Source organism: Mesoflavibacter profundi, assembly GCF_014764305.1.
In the GTDB taxonomy this organism is placed as follows: Bacteria; Bacteroidota; Bacteroidia; order Flavobacteriales; family Flavobacteriaceae; genus Mesoflavibacter; species Mesoflavibacter profundi.
Genome location: NZ_CP061703.1, coordinates 2,791,131 through 2,807,581 on the forward strand (window position 1 = coordinate 2,791,131; position 16,451 = coordinate 2,807,581).

Genomic DNA, 16,451 nt, shown 5'->3' on the forward strand with positions numbered 1-16,451 from the left:
TAAAAGAAATGCTTTATTAAAAATTTAAGACTACAATTTATTAACTATCTTTAAAGCACAATCAAAAAAACTACATTAAAATGAAACATTATTCAATCTTATTTTTCATAACATCTTTGCTATTAGCATCTTGTGGAAATAATGACCAAAATTCTGATACGGTTTCTTCAGAGACTAAAGATTTTAAAATAGAATACGAAAAATTTACATTAGATAATGGTTTAGAAGTTATTCTTCACGAAGACCATTCAGATCCAATTGTAGCTGTTGCAACAATGATGCACGTAGGATCTAATAGAGAAAAACCTGGAAAAACTGGATTTGCTCATTTTTTTGAGCACATGAGTTTTAACGATTCTGAAAATGTACCAGTTGGAGCAAACAGAAAAATGATACCAGAATGGGGCGGAAGTAGAAACGGAGGAACATGGAGCGACGGAACCGTATATTACGAAGTTGTACCTAAAGATGCGTTCGAAAAAATTATGTGGATAGATTCAGATCGATTTGGATACATGATTAATACCGTTACTAAAGAAGCTTTAGAACGCGAAAAACAAGTAGTTAAAAACGAAAAAAGACAGCGTGTAGATAATGCGCCATATGGTTACACAGATGAAATTATCAGAAAAAATTTATATCCAGAAGGTCATCCATATAGTTGGACTGTAATAGGTTCTTTACCAGATCTTCAAGCTGCTACTTTAGAAGATGTTAAAGAATTTTACAACAAATTCTATGGTGCTAGTAATGCATCTTTAGTAATTGCTGGTGATATTAATATTGAAGAAACTAAAGACTTAGTAAAAAAATGGTTTGGAGAAATACCAAGCGGACCAAAAGTAGAAGACTTAAATTTTGAACCTGTAAAATTAGATAGTGTTAAGTCTTTATATTTTGAGGATAACTTTGCAAAACTACCTGAATTACGTATGGTAATTCCAACGGTTAAAGAATATCATAAAGACACTTATGCATTAAATATTCTTGGTCAATTACTAAGCGGAAGTAAAAAATCTCCTTTATATAATGTTATTGTAGAAGAACAAAAACTGGCTCCAAATGTTAGTACTTACCAAAACAGTAGCGAATTAGCAGGAGAATTTGTTTTTAGAGTAAGAGCTAATGCAGATACAGACTTAGATCAAGTTAAATTAGCTATAGAAGAAGGTTTGCAAAAATTTGAAAATGAAGGCATTAAAGACAAAGACTTAAAACGTATCAAAGCCGAACTTGAAACTAGTCTTTATCAAGGTGTAAGTACTGTTTTAAACAAAGCGTTTCAGTTAGTTCAGGATAACGAGTTTAATGGCGATCCAAGTTATATTACACAAACAGCAAAACTTACAAATGCTGTAACAGCACAAGATGTAATGCGTGTTTATAATCAATACATAAAAAACCAAAATTATGTAATGACAAGTGTTGTGCCTAAAAACCAAATAGATTTAGCTGTAAACCATAGTAAAAAAGCAGAAGTTTGGATAGAAGAAGTAAAGCAAAACGTTGCCAACGAAGAAGTTAGTCAAGGTGCAGAAGCAGTTTATGATAAAACACCAAGTAAATATGATAGAAGTGAACCACCTTTTGGAGAACTTCCTGTTTTTAAATCTCCAACCATTTGGAAAGACAAACTTAACAATGGTATGACATTATATGGTATAGAAAATGCAGAAGTACCTTTAGTACAGTTTGATATCACAATTCCAGGCGGACAATTATTGGATCCTAAAGGAAAAGAAGGAGTTTCTAGTTTGTTTAGCGATGTAATGATGCAAGGTACAGCAACAAAAACTCCAGCAGATTTAGAAGAAGCAATTGGTCTTTTAGGTGCAAATATTAATATGTACAGTTCTAGTGAAGATTTACATATTACAGGTTCTTGTTTAACAAAAAACTTTGAAGAAACTATTAAAATTGTAAAAGAAATAATCTTACAACCAAGATGGGACTTAAAAGAATTTGATCGTCTAAAACAAGCCTTAAAAACCAATTTAAAAGGTAGCGAAGCCAACCCAAATGCAATAGCAAGCAATGTGTTTTATAAATTGTTATATGGAGAATCACATAGATTTGGTATTCCAGGTTCTGGAACATTAAACAGTACAGAAGCTATTACTATAGAAGATTTAAAAAAGTACTATGCTAATTTAAAACCTTCTAATGCAACGTTTCATATTGCAGGAGATATAACTGTAGACCAAACTAAAAATGCATTACAAATCTTAAATGATTGGAAAGGAGAATCAAAAAACATAGAATTACCCTCAATCACAAATACTAATACTGATGGAAATATTTATTTTGTAGACGTTCCAGATGCTAAACAATCTGTGTTATACATTGGTAAATTAGCATTATCTGCTACAGACGATAACGCAAATAATCTAAATTTTGCTAACGAAATTTTAGGTGGTGGATCTAGCGGAAGATTGTTTCAAACCTTAAGAATAGGCAAGGGATATACGTATGGCGCTTATTCTAATATATTAGAAAGAAAAGCAATTAGTCCTTTTGTAATTAGAACTAGTGTACGTGCTAATGCAACATTAAAATCTTTAGAAATTATTAAAGAAATGGTTAATGATTACGAAAAGTCATTTACCGAAAATGAAGTAGAATTAACAAAAAATAAAATTTTAAAAGGAAACACTAGAGCTTTTGAAAGTTTAGGAGCACAATTAGGTATTTTAAAAGATATAAGTAAATATGATAAAGCAGTTGACTTTTTAGATAAAAATCAAGAGGAATTAATCAACATGACGCTTGAAGATTATAAAAATATAATCAGTACTTATATCGTAGAAGATCAATTTACTTATCTAGTTGTTGGTGATAAAGCAACACAATTGGAAGAAGTTAAAAAACTAGGTAAACCAGTCATAGAACTTGATATTTACGGAAATGAAAAATAAAGAATTTTAAACTCCTAAAAAAAGCACAATGTTAATTGTGCTTTTTTTAGTTTAAACAGTAAAGTTTTCAATTTGAATCTACAATATTTTCGTTAACAAATGGCAAAAGACAACTTAACAATTTTAACATTTAACTGATTGATTTGTAGTTTTTTAAATATTTTTAAAAGAAGTTGAATAGCAAATAATATTTTTAATATTTTTGCGTTTAAATTTGCACAGTTTCATAATAATTGTAAATTATAGTAAGTACTAATTTAAAACGTAATAAATTAATAATGAAAATATTAAAAAGCTTATTTGTAGTTCTATTTTTAACACAATTAAGTTTCTCCCAAACAAAAGTACCTGTTATTAGAAAACATGTTACTGAACCTATTCAGCAATTACAAGACACAACTCTGCAAACACTTTTGGATGTAGAGTTAAGAAAAAATCCTACTTGGAAACACCTAATTAATTCTAAATTAATGTCTGTTAGTATTGTAGACTTAAGCAATCCTAATAATATTAGGTATGCAGGAGTAAATGATAACAACATGATGTATGCAGCTAGTTTGCCTAAAATAGCAGTATTATTAGCAGCTATGGATGCAATAGACAAAGGAGAACTTATAGAAACAAAAGCTGTGCAAAACGACATGCGATTAATGATTAGCAAATCAAATAATCAGGCTACAACTAGGATGATAGATCGCGTAGGTTATAAAAAAATAGAATCTGTTCTAAGAGCTCCAAAACATAAATTATATGATGAAGAAACTGGTGGCGGATTATGGGTTGGAAAACGTTATGCTGCTGGTGGCGCACGTTATCCAGATCCTTTAAAAGGTTTAAGTCACGCTGCAACAACAAAACAAGTTTGTAGTTTTTATTACCAATTAGCAATGGGTAATTTAATTAGTCCAAAGCGATCTGTAGATATGCTTAAAATAATGAAAAAACCAGAGTTACATCATAAGTTTGTAAGCGTACTAAATCAAATAGCTCCAAAAGCAGATGTTTATAGAAAATCTGGTTCTTGGAAGAATTACCATTCTGACTCTGCATTAGTTTGGGGACCAAATAGAAGGTACATTATTGTTGCTTTAGTAGAAGATAGTAATGGTGAGCAAATAATGAGAAATTTAGTAAAACCTTTAGATAAAATTTTAAAAAAATCTCGTAATTTGACACATGTATAATCTGTCGTCCTAATTACTTTGATAAAACAACTTTTATATAAAACTTTTGGATTAAGAGATGGTGAAATTGCCATCTCTTTTTTAATGCAGTTATATATATTTATAGTTATTACCGTTTTATTAATTGTAAAACCTACAGTAAACGCTTTATTTTTAAATACTTTAGGCGCAGACAATTTACCATATGCCTATTTAATGGTTGCTGCAGTTGCTGTAATTACCACAGTTTTATATAATAAAGCGTTAAAAAACAACTCACTTTATAAAATTACAAATTATGCTTTAGTCATATTTAGTGTTTTTTTTATAGCGTTAAGTGTTATATTATATTACAAAGCATTAAATCAATTTGTGCTTTATTTTTACTATTTATTTGTAGCCATGTTTGCTGTAATTGCAACGTCACAATTTTGGACCTTTGCTAATATGGTTTTTAATGCAAGAGAAGCCAAACGTTTATTTGGTTTTATTGGAGCAGGAGCAATAGCTGGCGGTGTTTTTGGTGGTTATTTAACAAGCTTAATAGTATCCAGTTTTGGAAATAAAACTGTTATTTTAGTTGCTGGTTTATTAATGTTAGTTAATATTCCTATTCTTCAAAAAATATATCATTTAAGGCTAAGAAAATTAAATATTTATTCAAGACGAAATCAAAACTTTTCTGAGCAAAAAGTAAACGATTCAACATTGTTTATAATTCTAAAATCAAAGCATTTAACCTATTTAGCTTTAATCACTGGTATTAGTGTGCTAGTAGCTAAATTAGTAGATTTTCAGTTTAGTGATTTTGCAAATAGAAATTTTAGAAATCCAGACGATCTAGCTTCATTTTTTGGTTTTTGGTTTTCAACTTTTAATGTTATAGCGTTATTAATTCAGTTGTTATTAACTAACAGAATTCTTACTAAATTAGGTGTTTCGACTACATTACTAATCTTACCATTAGGAATAGCTTTAGGCGGATTACTTTTCTTAACGTTTCCAGAATTATGGGTTTTAGTCATAATTAAAGGCTTAGATGGAAGTTTTAAACAATCTATTAATAAAGCTGCTTTCGAATTATCAATTATGCCAATTCCAATAGGTATAAAAAATCAAGCAAAATCGTTTATAGATGTTGCTGTAGATAGTGTTGCTACAGGATTTGCTGGGTTTTTATTGGTGTTTTTAATTAAAAAATTAGATTTACCAACTAGCTATATCACAATTATTATTTTGTTTTTTGTACTAATCTGGATTGTTCTAATTTTTAGATTAAGAGAAGCCTATTACAATTCATTTAGAGAAAATATTAAAAGAAATTTAGTTAAGAAAAATACATCTTCGTTTGGTCTAAAACACGAAACTACAATTGTAACTGCAAAAGCAATCTTAAATAATGGCGAAGAAGAAGAGATTTTAAATCTATTAGACCGATTAAATAATTTTAAAATCAAAACCCTAAAACCATACATTATTGGATTATTACAGCATGAATCTGTTACAGTAAAAATAGCAGCAATTAATCAATTATATACTTACGATAAAGGTACTGCAATTAAGGATGTAGAAGCATTGCTATCTATTAAAAATGATGAATTAGTTTACGAAGCGTTAGAGTATTTATTACATCACACTTATAAAAGTGATAGTTCTATTTTTAATAGCTATTTAAATCACAGTAACGACTTTTTATCTAATGCAACGCTTTTATGTTTAGCTAAAGTTGCCAAAAATAATTACAGTCTTGCAAAGCGATATAATTTAGAAAAACGTATAGCCCAAAAGGTAGACGAATTGTCTACTCCAGATGGATTTAGCAGAAAAGAGTCTGTTGCCATCTTATTAAATACGATTGCGCATTCTGGTTACAAAAAATTTCATTCGTTTATCGCTGTTCATCTTAATAATAAAGATGAATATATTGTTAACTATGCAATACAAGCTGCTGGATTGTCTAAAGACGAGCAATTTATAGATAAATTACTTCAGTTTTTAAAAGAAAAACCATTTAAAAAAGCAACTATAAAAGCACTTAAAAACTATGGTTATAAGATTGTAGAAACCTTGCTAGAATCTAATACTTTAGAAAATTTAGATGATGATGCAAAAAAATCTATCCCTAAGTTAATCCAGTCGTTTAAAACACAAGACTCAGTTAATCTGCTTCAAAAATTACTAAAGCACAAAGATATTATTGTTAGATACAAAGCAATAATTGCATTAAGTAAATTAAAAGAAAAATCTAGAGATTTATACATAAGTAATCGATTAATAAAATCGGCACTTTTTAGAGAATGTAAGTTTTATAAAAACACCTTAATCATAAAAAAATCTATTGAGCAGCAAATAGAAAGTCCAGAAGACAAGCATGCGATTACATTAGATGCAAAAACCGAAATTTCAATAGCAAGGACTAGTATTTATGATATTTTAATTGAACAAGAGCAGATTAGCTTAAAAAACATTTTTAAGCTTCTAAGCATTCTTTACAATAAGTCTGATATTGAAATGAGTTATGAAGGTCTTTTTAGCGATATAAAAGAGGCTAAAATCAATGCTTTAGAATTCTTGGATAATTTACTTCAAAGTCAATTAAAAACCAATGTTTTCCCATTGATAGAGCATTTAGTGATTTCAGATGAAAGTCATAAAACCACATTACAATTACATCAAATTTCAGAGAAAAATTACTTAAATCTTATTGTTAAAAATAGAGGTAAACGATTAAAACTAGAAGTTATAAATTTAATTTACTACCTAAATAATAAAAATTACGCCTCTATAATTAAACCGTTATTAAAGCATAAAAATAGAGACGTGAAATATCTTGCATTTAAGACTTTAAACAGTCTTACAGGTTTAAGAAGTGCCTCTTAACTAGTCCTCTTTGTCTTTATAATTTTCGTCTAAGTTAACTTCCTGTTTTGGTTGATTATCCTTTGTGTTTATTATATCATCTATTTTACTTGCTAAGTACATATGTGCTCCAGCCGAATTTTTGTTTAGTACATTAGACATTAAACAAACAATATATTTTACACCATTATCATGTTCAACAGTAATAACAGAATTCATATAATTAAATACGTTTCCTGCATAATCTTTACAATCAGGATTTTTTTGCCTGTCGCATTTATAGTAACTACCTGATTTAAAATATACTGCTGCGCTATCTAATCGTGGTGAAGCAGCGTATCTTATACGTCTATCTGTTAGATATAAAATACGTTTCATTTCTAAACTAGAGTTTTTATCTACAACATTACCTTGTTCTAACTGAACTAAAAACTTCATTAATCCTTTTGGTGTTCCAATACTTCCACCTTTACGACTTATATATTTTTCTGCTGGTCTTGTAAAAAAACCACCTAAACGCCATTCGTCTTCTGTAATTCCTAATGTTCTTAAGGGTTCATTTACAACAGCATGAGATAAATTAGTTAAAGAATCTCTTGGTGTATCTTTAAAAAACTGTTCAGCTTTTTCGGCTGTTAATGTAAAATAATCCTCTTTAAATGCGCGCATTAAAAGTGCTTCTCTGTACATTACACTTGCTGCGCCATTATTACTTACAGAAACCATATGATCTAGCCATTCGTATAATGAAAATACATCACTAGCTATCACTTGACGTTTAGTAAGTTTATCTTTTTCTATATCATAAACAGGAATCGTATGATGATCACCTGTTCCCCAATATCTAGCCGAAACTTTTATATCTTTTAAATACATTGTGCGTTCTTCCCAATCTGGGCAAATCTTGGCTAACTCTGTAAATACAGCGTTTAAAACAGCAATTTTACCAACGCTTCCTGGTTGATAGCCTATTTGTTCTTTATAAGCAGCATACTTTAAGCTATCTGTATTAGTCATATCTAAAACAGCTACAGAATAACCGCTATTTGGGATTAACGCTTTTATTTTTTTTGCAAATTGGTTGTCTTCCACTAAAAGCGTATTAATACTATCTTTAGCTAAAGTGGTTAAATTTAGTTTTATATCTTCTAAATTTTTATAAGCTCCAGCAGGAATTCTGGTGTATTTTTTACCGTCTTGTCTTAGTTTTTTTATTTGATATAGTCGTTTAATTCCTGTACTCTCATAACCATCAATCGGATAAGAAATTACACCAAAAGAGAGTAGAGTAAAGGCTAATAAAAGTATATAAAGTAAATGTTTCATAATTATAATGTGGTTTGTAAAGAAATGGTTTGATTAAGATCTATTTTAGGTGAAATGGATTGCAAATATTCTGAACTTTTTGCAGTTTTATTTTCTACAAATGGTCGTATTTGAAATAACCACAAATTATTGTCTTTAAATCCAAACTCTACATCATAAGCTTGATCTGTTCCCATGTGTTTTCTAATAGAATTTGCAAGTTTATTAATTTGATCTATGTTTTTTTGGTTTAAAATTGGTGCATTAAAAGATGTAGCATACGTTTTAACGCCACCAGTTTTAGGTAACCTAATAAACTGTAATTGTCTTGCTGGTGCTAATAAATAGTCTGTTTGATTTGTAATTAATCTTGTTTCTGCACTTTGACCATCTACAGCGCCGCCAGCACCTAAACTAAAGGCAACAGTAAGATCTTTATCAGTTCCTTGATTTATGCCTTTTGTAATCATTACACCAGAATAATCTACATCTACACTAGGTATAATTAAAATTGAAGGGTAAACATTTTCTGGATTTGATAAGTATTTTTGACGCCATTTAAAACTTCTTTCTGTGTAAGGAGATGCCCAAACACGTTTAATTCCTTTTAAAATTTCGTCTTCATCTAAAATATTAAATAAGGTTAAATTTAATCCAGCTCCAGTAAACTCTTTTAAATCTTCCATATTAGTGTCACTTCTTAAAAACACTGGTACTTGACCTAAGTTTGATTTAAAAGCAACTTTAAATTGACGTTTTATATCGTTTATAAACTCAGGTTTTAAAGGCATATTCACAATGGCTTCTCGCAATGTTTTAAATGCGTCTAGTTGCATATTTTCAATTGTAGTCTCATCAATATTATCTTCTCGCATTGTTTTTGCTTTTGCAAAAATGCTGTTTAAATATTCCCAATAGGTTTGACCTGTAGTTGTATTCATTTCTTGAAGCATATGCGCTTTAAAAATTCCAAAAGGAATAATTAAACCTTCTACGACATGATCAGGGAATTGAGCTTTTAATTCGCCTAAATTAGCAGCTTTTGGTCCACATAATTTACCAGAATCTGTTGCATTTACATCTCTCATATTAACAACATTATCAATATCTAAACGAATTTGGTTTGTAGGTACTTCAATTACATTTTTATTTTGTTGTTGTGCTGTAAATAGACTAGACTCTTGACTAGTCATTTGATTTTCTTTTTTAAGAATAACATTTCCTTTATTGGAAACTGCATAAAAAACAGTCTGTCCATCAAGTTGTTTTAATTCTTTCAAATTATCATAAGATAATGCAGCGTTGGGAATTCCTAAATTTCTAGCAAGTAGTTGAACGTGAGATACTAAATTACCTTCAGAAACTGTAAAAATACCAGCAACTGGTTTTAAGTCGCTTGGTGGACGTTCAAAAATATAGATGTTGTTGGTGTTAACTTCAATTTTATCTGGATTTCCATCAACTACGACCAAAGTACCTTTTGCATATCCTGGATTTAATCCTCTAACACTACTAGAATTAGAAAGGTTTTCAATGTCATTTTTTATTTTACTTTCTTTAGCTATAAAAACACCAAGATTACTAACAGTTTCTCCTAAATTTAAAGCGATACTGCTTCTTACTTTGTCGTCTATAAAACCATATGCTAATGGCTCAAAATCTGTGTAGCTTTCAATTATAGTATTATAAACAGCTTTAGGCATAGCGCTAGACCATTCGACTAAACTTCTACTTGCAATTAAATACTCATTAAGCGTATTTAAAGTTAATTGATCTTCTAATAAAGGCGTGTTTAAACGGTTTTCTATAGCGTTGTATTCCCAATTTTCAATTAAACCTGTACCAGTTGCAGCACAAGCTAAAGTGTTAATTTTTAAAATATTGTCGTGTAGAGTAGTAGTGGTATAATTTTGAGATTCTATTAGCAAAGTTTTTTCTAATTGGTTAGTTAAATCCAATAGTAATAATCGATCTTCACTACTTTTAAAATCTAAAATATTTGTCCTAATTGTATATAATAAATTGGATAAATCTTGAACTAAATGCGCCACATTGGTTTCGTTTTTATCCTGATTTAAAAATGCGACAATAGATAAGTAAGTACTGTTTTTTGTGTCTATTTGTTTGATATCGTTTATTAAAGCATCAAAATCTAAAGGAGCATAAAACGTTTGCATGGTTTGAATTAGCTCTTCAAACTGTTGCTTTTGCTTTAATGACAACTTAGACTGATTTTTATTAAAATATGCTTTAACTAACTCTACATCATTTGCATCTGGTTGCCCATGAATTTTAATGCGTAAGGACATAAAATCTTGCAAATCTTCAGATAAAATTTTGGACTGACTTCGCATTAATTGTGCAATATTGTTATCTCCATTATGCGGTATATCTTTTAATGCTTGTCTAATTAAATAATATTGCGAGGTAACAAAACTGTCATCTTTTAGTATATCTAAAAAGAAGGATTTTCCCCAAGCTTCTTCATCTTCACTTTGAAATGCTCCACGGTAATATTGTGCTTTTCTTAAAACCCAACCATTGTCTACGCTATATAAATATTTATTTATTTGATATTGTTTTAAATGATTGTAAAAATTAGCCTTATCAAGAAATTGGTCTTGGTCTTCTGCAGCTAGAATATCACCAAAAAACAGGTGGTTTTGTTCTCTTAACTGTATTAAACTCTCTTTATATTTTGCATGTTGTACACCACCAATTTTGTCTGGGCAAGGATCTTTTGGTTCGCGTTCAGTACCATCATCACAAAACCATTTAATACGTTGGTAAGGTCCACGTACATCAGATTTATAACTGCTTATTAATTGCTTAATTTGATTAGACGTTAATGATTGAGAAAGGGATAAAGTACAAACCAATAAAGCGATTGTAGTTGTTAGTTGTTTTAACATTAATATTAGTTTAGGTTGGATAACAAAAATAACTGCTTGTATCTATTAAAAATACTGTTTAATTTTTAATTAACACTTCTAAATCATAAGGTTTTCTTAACAAAAGCTAATGTTAGTTAATTATTAAAAATCAAGCATTTAAATTAGTAATTTAGGTCTAAACCAAACCATTAATAATTATGAAAACATTAAAAACAACAATAGAAACCTTTGCTTTCTTAACATTTTTTGCAGTTCTATTTAATTGTACTCAAGCTAAAGGTCAAGTTCCAGAGAATGTAAAACAAGCCTTTACAGATAAATATCCAGATGAAACCAATCCAGATTGGGAAACCGATGCACATGGTAACTTTGAAGCACATTTTAAAAAAGATGGCGAAAAGTATAGAGCAGACTTTAGTGCTAACGGGCAATGGATAGAAACAGAATCTAGTATTAAAAAAGATGAGCTACCTAAAGCTATAAGATCTGTAATTAAAGATAAATACGATAGTGAAGAAATTACCGAAGTAGAATATGTACAAAGCGCTACTAAAGGAGAATTTTACGACGTCGAATTTAAACAAAAAGGAAAAAATAAAGATGTCGAGTTTAGAGCAAACGGACAAATAATAAACCAATAAAATATTGATTAATAGCGATATAAAAGCCGATTTAATAAAATTTAAGTCGGCTTTTATTAGTTACTATAAATTATAAAATAAAGTTAAACTACTTGGAGATATATTCCATGGTAAATATATTTACATAAAAAATTACATTATGACATTATATAAAGACTATCAATTAAAAGATTTAACATTATCGAATAGAATTGTAATGGCACCAATGACTAGAAGTCGTGCTATAGATAATATTCCAAACGATTTAATGGCAGAATATTACAGCCAACGTGCATCTGCTGGTTTGATTATTTCTGAAGGAACTTCACCATCTGTAAACGGACTTGGATATGCTCGTATACCAGGAGCTTACAGTCCGGCGCAAATCGAAGGTTGGAAAAACGTTGCAGAACAAGTACATAAAAATAATGGAAAGATATTTGTACAATTAATGCATTGTGGTCGCATAGCTTCAGAAGAAAATTTACCAGATGGAGGAGAAGTTATAGCACCAAGTGCTGTGCTAGCTGCTGGAGAAATGTACACAGATACTAAAGGTATGTTGCCACATACTACACCAAGAGCGATGACTTTAAAAGACATTGAAAACACTCAAAATGAATATGTTAATAGTTCAAAATTATTAGTAGATGCAGGAATAGATGGTGTTGAATTACATGCAGCAAATGGATATTTATTAGAACAGTTTTTAAATCCAAAATCTAACGTTAGAGACGATAATTATGGAGGAAATTTTGAGAACAGAGCACGTTTTGTTTTAGAAACTACAAAAAAAGTGGTTGATGCAATTGGCGCCAATAAAGTTGGTATTAGAGTTTCACCTTATGGCGCAAACGGTGATGTACAACATAACTATGAAGATTTAGTAGACCTTTACACATATTTAGCCGATGAATTAAAAGCTTTAAACATCGCTTATATTCATATTGCAGATCATACAGCAATGGGCGCACCAGAATTTGAAACAGATATTAAGGCAACTATTAAGTCACATTTTGAAGGAACAGTAATTTCTGGTGGCGGCGTTACAAATGAAACTGATGCACAAAAGGTTTTAGATTCTGGAATGGATTTAGTTTATGTTGGTAGACCGTACATATCTAATCCAGATTTAGTTGACAAACTAAAATCAAACAAAACTTTAAAAGATCCTAATCCTGATACATTTTATACACCAGGTAAAGAAGGATATACAGATTATTAATTCTGTAGAATTAATATATATTGATTAGTTATAAACGCTTAGTAAAACACTAAGCGTTTTTTTATTTATCATTATGCGTTAGAAATGATGACTTTAAAATATTCTATTTTACATAATATAAATTATAGAACAATTATAATAATTAACGTAATAGCACGAAGTGTTATTTTACATAGTCATCGATATAATGTGTTTAGACTTATATCGTAAATGATTATGTAAAGCTAATTATTATCAATCCAAATAATATTTGTTTTCAATACTTAATTTAGAATCTATATTTAATATAAATTTTATAATAAAAATAATGTGATTTCTCACGTTGTTCTAAATGACTTTAAAAAACCTAAAAATGGTCATATTTCTTAATTCTCATAATTTTAATATTCTGTACAAATGATCGTAAATTTTCAAATACGCGATTCTCAGCGATTAAAATTCAGCGTTTAAATTGAAGATATTTATTGAAAAACTAATTCTTTCATCTCTTATTTTATCATAAAAATTATAAGAATAGATTTATTTAATTCTATTTTACATAATAATATTCAATTTTAGATATTGAAACTATTATCATAAAAAAAACGCTTTAGAATGTTTTAAAGCGTTTTTCATTATAAATCTAAATGTTGATAGGTTCTTTAATTATGCGATTTCTTACCGTGCTCGAAATGACTACTATTAAGATTCCTGCTTTCGCAGGAATTTATTAGTTGATTCCTACAACTTCTAAATCAAATATTAAATCTTGACCAGCTAAAGGATGATTCGCATCAATAACAATATGGTTCTCATTTACTTCTGCAACACGTAATTGCTGTTGTGATCCATCAGGTCTTGACGCCATTAAGCCCATTCCAACTTCTGGTGTAATTTCTTTTGGTAACTCTTCTTTTGATATTTTTTGAAACAATTCTGTACGTACATCTCCGTAAGCATCTGCTTTGGCAATTGTTACGGTTTTCTTTTCGTTAACTGCCATATCTATTAAAGCGTTTTCAAAACCAGGTATTAATTGTCCTTGTCCTAATTGTGCTTGTAACGGTTCTCTTTCTGCCGATGTATCAAACACTTGTCCATTGGTTAATTTACCTGTGTAATGTACTTTTACAGTATCGTTTGCTTTTACTTTACTCATAATTTTTGTTTATAATTTGTAAATAGCTACAAAGGTATGGCTCTTATATTGGTTTGACGAATAATTAGGAAATTGTTTAGAAATTCAATAGCTGCCACTACTCTACTTCTAACTTATTCCGTACTAGATGCGGAATCTATTTTTTCAATTATTCATAATAAAAAATGCTTTAAAACACGAACTGTTTTAAGCGTAGTTTATCCAACTCTAAATCGCGACGGACTTATGCTAACATGTTTTTTAAAGAAGTTACTAAAATGTGTAGCTTCTTTAAAATCTAAAGCATAAGCAATTTGAGAAATATCCCAATTAGGCTGTTTTAAAAGGACTTTAGATTCTTGTAAAATCCGATCTGCTATTAACTGTGTTGTTGTTTTTCCGGTGATTTCTTTAACTGCTTTGTTTAAATAATTTACATGAATATTTAGCTTGTTTGCATAATCTGAAGCAGATTTTAATTGAATTTTTGGATGATTATTATCTAACGGAAATTGCCTTTCTAACAATTCTGTAAATAACATACAAATACGTTGAGATGCATTAACTTGCGCTTCTTTCGTAGTAATTGTTGGATTTAATTTTAGAGCAAAATGAAGTAAGTTAAACACTTGATTTCGTATTGCGTCGTACTTGTATTTGTAGCCTGAAGAAAGTTCGGCTTCCATATTTTCAAAAATATGATAAAGCTTGTTGTAATCTTCTGCAGAAAGTTCAAAAATATGATCATGATCTGGTTTAAAAACTTCATAATTATTAAACGTACCAAATTGATGAAAAAAATGAGTATCAAAAATGCAATAAATACCTTCTCTAATCGTATCTAAATGTTCCCATTTATAAGGAATTTGCGGATTAGAAAATGATAAAGCTTGAGCATTAATTTTTACTACACGATCGGCAAAATGTACCTTGCTTTGCCCTTTTACTAACATGATTTTATAAAAATCTCGTCTTTGATAAGGTATTTTTGTAGGTTGACCAGCAACATAAGGCTGAAGTTTAAAAATATTAAAATGACCAATTTCTGTTTGTAAAGATTTTGGTATCCATTGACTTTTGTTTTTGTAAAACTGATCTAAACTTTCCATGTGTTAAAGTTATAAATTTCAAACATTTAAAACGAATAAATTAAAGACACATTCCAAAGTAAAGATTCACTTTTTATATTTGAATTTAGCTTGTGATTTAAAATTGTCTGTAGCGCTAAAGGAAAGTTCTTCTTTTCAAGAGTAATGTATTCAGCAGTATAAAAACCATCTTTAGCATCTAAATTTAAGTAGTACGCTAAGGCGGTAATATTCAAAAACCAATCTTTAACAATTGTTAAGTTAGAAAAATTAGCATTTGCATTTAAAAAATGTCCGTTTTTTAAACCTTGATCAAATCCTTTAGAGTATAAATAATACATACCAACACTTGTTTTTGAAGATAGTTTGTAGCTAGGTGCAACTTCTCCTGCCAAGTAACGTCTTGATTCTATAAACGTTTCTTGTACATTGTTTACAGTTAAGGTTTTATCTCTAAAATTAAGCGCTGGATGAACACCAACACGTAAGTTTAATTTTTCTTTTTTTATGGCTTTATATCTAAACCAAAACAAGAAAGACCAAGGTTTTCCTTCTAAAGCAAATCGCATATCTGGCTCAAAACTAAATCTACCTTTAGTCATTTTTAATTCTAACAAAGCGGCAGGATCACCTAAAGAAAATGTTGGCACTAAAGAAATACCATTATTAGTCGCTGCGATAGTACCTGTAAAACTATCTAAAAGTGGTTGTTTTACCTTGTCTTGAGCTATAATATTTAAGGTGAATAGCATTAATAAAAATAAGCTTAGTTTTAATTTGAATGTCATGTTAGCTAGTATTGAATTTTACATGTGCAAGTTACATTTGAACAGCTATATCAACATATAATTTTCAATGCAATAGTTGTAAATTTCAAACATCAACAAAGTCAAACTTTACAAATAAAGAATTTGAAAATTTTTAGCTTAAACCAGTAATTATGTAATATTTTTGCATAAATTTTTTGATTATGAGTTTACTTAATGTATTTAGAATTGTTGCCTTATTAGAAGGTATCTCATATATTCTTTTATTATTTATAGCTACACCTTTAAAGCACTTTGGTAACGATCCAACTTATGTAAGATTATTAGGTATGCCACATGGTTTATTATTTGTTGCCTACATAGCTTTAGCAATACTTTTAAAGCCTGAACAACAATGGAATAAGCGTACATTTTTAATAATATTAGCAGCATCTTTAATTCCGTTTGGTACCTTTTATGTTGATAAAAAATTTTTAGCACCAAAAAAGTAAACTAAAA

Annotated in this window: 11 protein-coding genes; 6 read left to right on the plus strand and 5 right to left on the minus strand. The window is 29.4% G+C overall.

The genetic code is table 11. The features are described 5' to 3' along the window. Positions 1-80 precede the first annotated feature (80 nt). The 3 genes from IFB02_RS12515 to IFB02_RS12525 all read left to right on the plus strand — a co-directional run bounded on the left by IFB02_RS12515 (position 81) and on the right by IFB02_RS12525 (position 6,958). A complete protein-coding gene (locus IFB02_RS12515) occupies positions 81-2,915 on the plus strand; it encodes a M16 family metallopeptidase (RefSeq protein WP_191072830.1) in 2,835 nt (944 codons plus the stop codon). 278 nt (positions 2,916-3,193) lie between these two features. Continuing rightward, positions 3,194-4,099 (plus strand): serine hydrolase, encoded by a 906-nt coding sequence (locus IFB02_RS12520; protein ID WP_191072831.1) that lies wholly within the window; start codon positions 3,194-3,196, stop codon positions 4,097-4,099. A gap of 18 nt (positions 4,100-4,117) precedes the next feature. After that, positions 4,118-6,958, plus strand: a complete 2,841-nt coding sequence (locus IFB02_RS12525; RefSeq protein WP_191072832.1) for an Npt1/Npt2 family nucleotide transporter — start codon at positions 4,118-4,120, stop codon at positions 6,956-6,958. Here the strand turns inward: IFB02_RS12525 and IFB02_RS12530 are convergent, their stop codons facing one another. Together IFB02_RS12530 and IFB02_RS12535 are read right to left on the minus strand one after the other, a co-directional pair. Next, positions 6,959-8,263, minus strand: coding sequence for a serine hydrolase (locus tag IFB02_RS12530; protein WP_191072833.1), 1,305 nt, complete (start codon positions 8,261-8,263; stop codon positions 6,959-6,961). A gap of 2 nt (positions 8,264-8,265) precedes the next feature. Further along, positions 8,266-11,154 (minus strand): PEP/pyruvate-binding domain-containing protein, encoded by a 2,889-nt coding sequence (locus IFB02_RS12535; RefSeq protein WP_191072834.1) that lies wholly within the window; start codon positions 11,152-11,154, stop codon positions 8,266-8,268. Between the two features lie 179 nt (positions 11,155-11,333). On the opposite strand from IFB02_RS12535, the gene IFB02_RS12540 reads away from it, so the two are divergent. Both IFB02_RS12540 and IFB02_RS12545 read left to right on the plus strand, forming a co-directional pair. Further along, positions 11,334-11,777, plus strand: coding sequence for a PepSY-like domain-containing protein (locus tag IFB02_RS12540; RefSeq protein WP_191072835.1), 444 nt, complete (start codon positions 11,334-11,336; stop codon positions 11,775-11,777). Between the two features lie 139 nt (positions 11,778-11,916). Further along, complete coding sequence (locus tag IFB02_RS12545) at positions 11,917-12,981, plus strand: alkene reductase (protein WP_106688711.1); 1,065 nt, start codon at positions 11,917-11,919, stop codon at positions 12,979-12,981. A 709-nt stretch (positions 12,982-13,690) separates the two neighbouring features. Here the strand turns inward: IFB02_RS12545 and IFB02_RS12550 are convergent. The 3 genes from IFB02_RS12550 to IFB02_RS12560 form a co-directional block, all read right to left on the minus strand. Then, positions 13,691-14,119, minus strand: a complete 429-nt coding sequence (locus IFB02_RS12550) for an FKBP-type peptidyl-prolyl cis-trans isomerase (protein WP_191072836.1) — start codon at positions 14,117-14,119, stop codon at positions 13,691-13,693. A 197-nt stretch (positions 14,120-14,316) separates the two neighbouring features. Beyond that, entirely contained in the window at positions 14,317-15,207 is an 891-nt protein-coding gene (locus IFB02_RS12555; protein ID WP_106688716.1) for a helix-turn-helix domain-containing protein, read from the minus strand. A 26-nt stretch (positions 15,208-15,233) separates the two neighbouring features. Continuing rightward, the gene (locus IFB02_RS12560) at positions 15,234-15,974 is read right to left on the minus strand and encodes a hypothetical protein (RefSeq protein ID WP_106688717.1); all 741 of its coding nucleotides are present in this window, start codon (positions 15,972-15,974) and stop codon (positions 15,234-15,236) included. A 182-nt stretch (positions 15,975-16,156) separates the two neighbouring features. Between IFB02_RS12560 and IFB02_RS12565 the strand changes: the two genes are divergently transcribed. After that, the gene (locus IFB02_RS12565) at positions 16,157-16,444 is read left to right on the plus strand and encodes a DUF3817 domain-containing protein (RefSeq protein WP_165569198.1); all 288 of its coding nucleotides are present in this window, start codon (positions 16,157-16,159) and stop codon (positions 16,442-16,444) included. The last annotated feature ends 7 nt before the right edge of the window (positions 16,445-16,451 follow it).

Coding starts and splice junctions, on each gene's coding strand:
- IFB02_RS12540 (WP_191072835.1), top strand. CDS start 11,334: ATGAAAACATTAAAAACAACAATAGAAACCTTTGCTTTCTTAACATTT.
- IFB02_RS12550 (WP_191072836.1), bottom strand. CDS start 14,119: ATGAGTAAAGTAAAAGCAAACGATACTGTAAAAGTACATTACACAGGT.
- IFB02_RS12515 (WP_191072830.1), top strand. CDS start 81: ATGAAACATTATTCAATCTTATTTTTCATAACATCTTTGCTATTAGCA.
- IFB02_RS12520 (WP_191072831.1), top strand. CDS start 3,194: ATGAAAATATTAAAAAGCTTATTTGTAGTTCTATTTTTAACACAATTA.
- IFB02_RS12545 (WP_106688711.1), top strand. CDS start 11,917: ATGACATTATATAAAGACTATCAATTAAAAGATTTAACATTATCGAAT.
- IFB02_RS12530 (WP_191072833.1), bottom strand. CDS start 8,263: ATGAAACATTTACTTTATATACTTTTATTAGCCTTTACTCTACTCTCT.
- IFB02_RS12535 (WP_191072834.1), bottom strand. CDS start 11,154: ATGTTAAAACAACTAACAACTACAATCGCTTTATTGGTTTGTACTTTA.
- IFB02_RS12565 (WP_165569198.1), top strand. CDS start 16,157: ATGAGTTTACTTAATGTATTTAGAATTGTTGCCTTATTAGAAGGTATC.
- IFB02_RS12560 (WP_106688717.1), bottom strand. CDS start 15,974: ATGACATTCAAATTAAAACTAAGCTTATTTTTATTAATGCTATTCACC.
- IFB02_RS12555 (WP_106688716.1), bottom strand. CDS start 15,207: ATGGAAAGTTTAGATCAGTTTTACAAAAACAAAAGTCAATGGATACCA.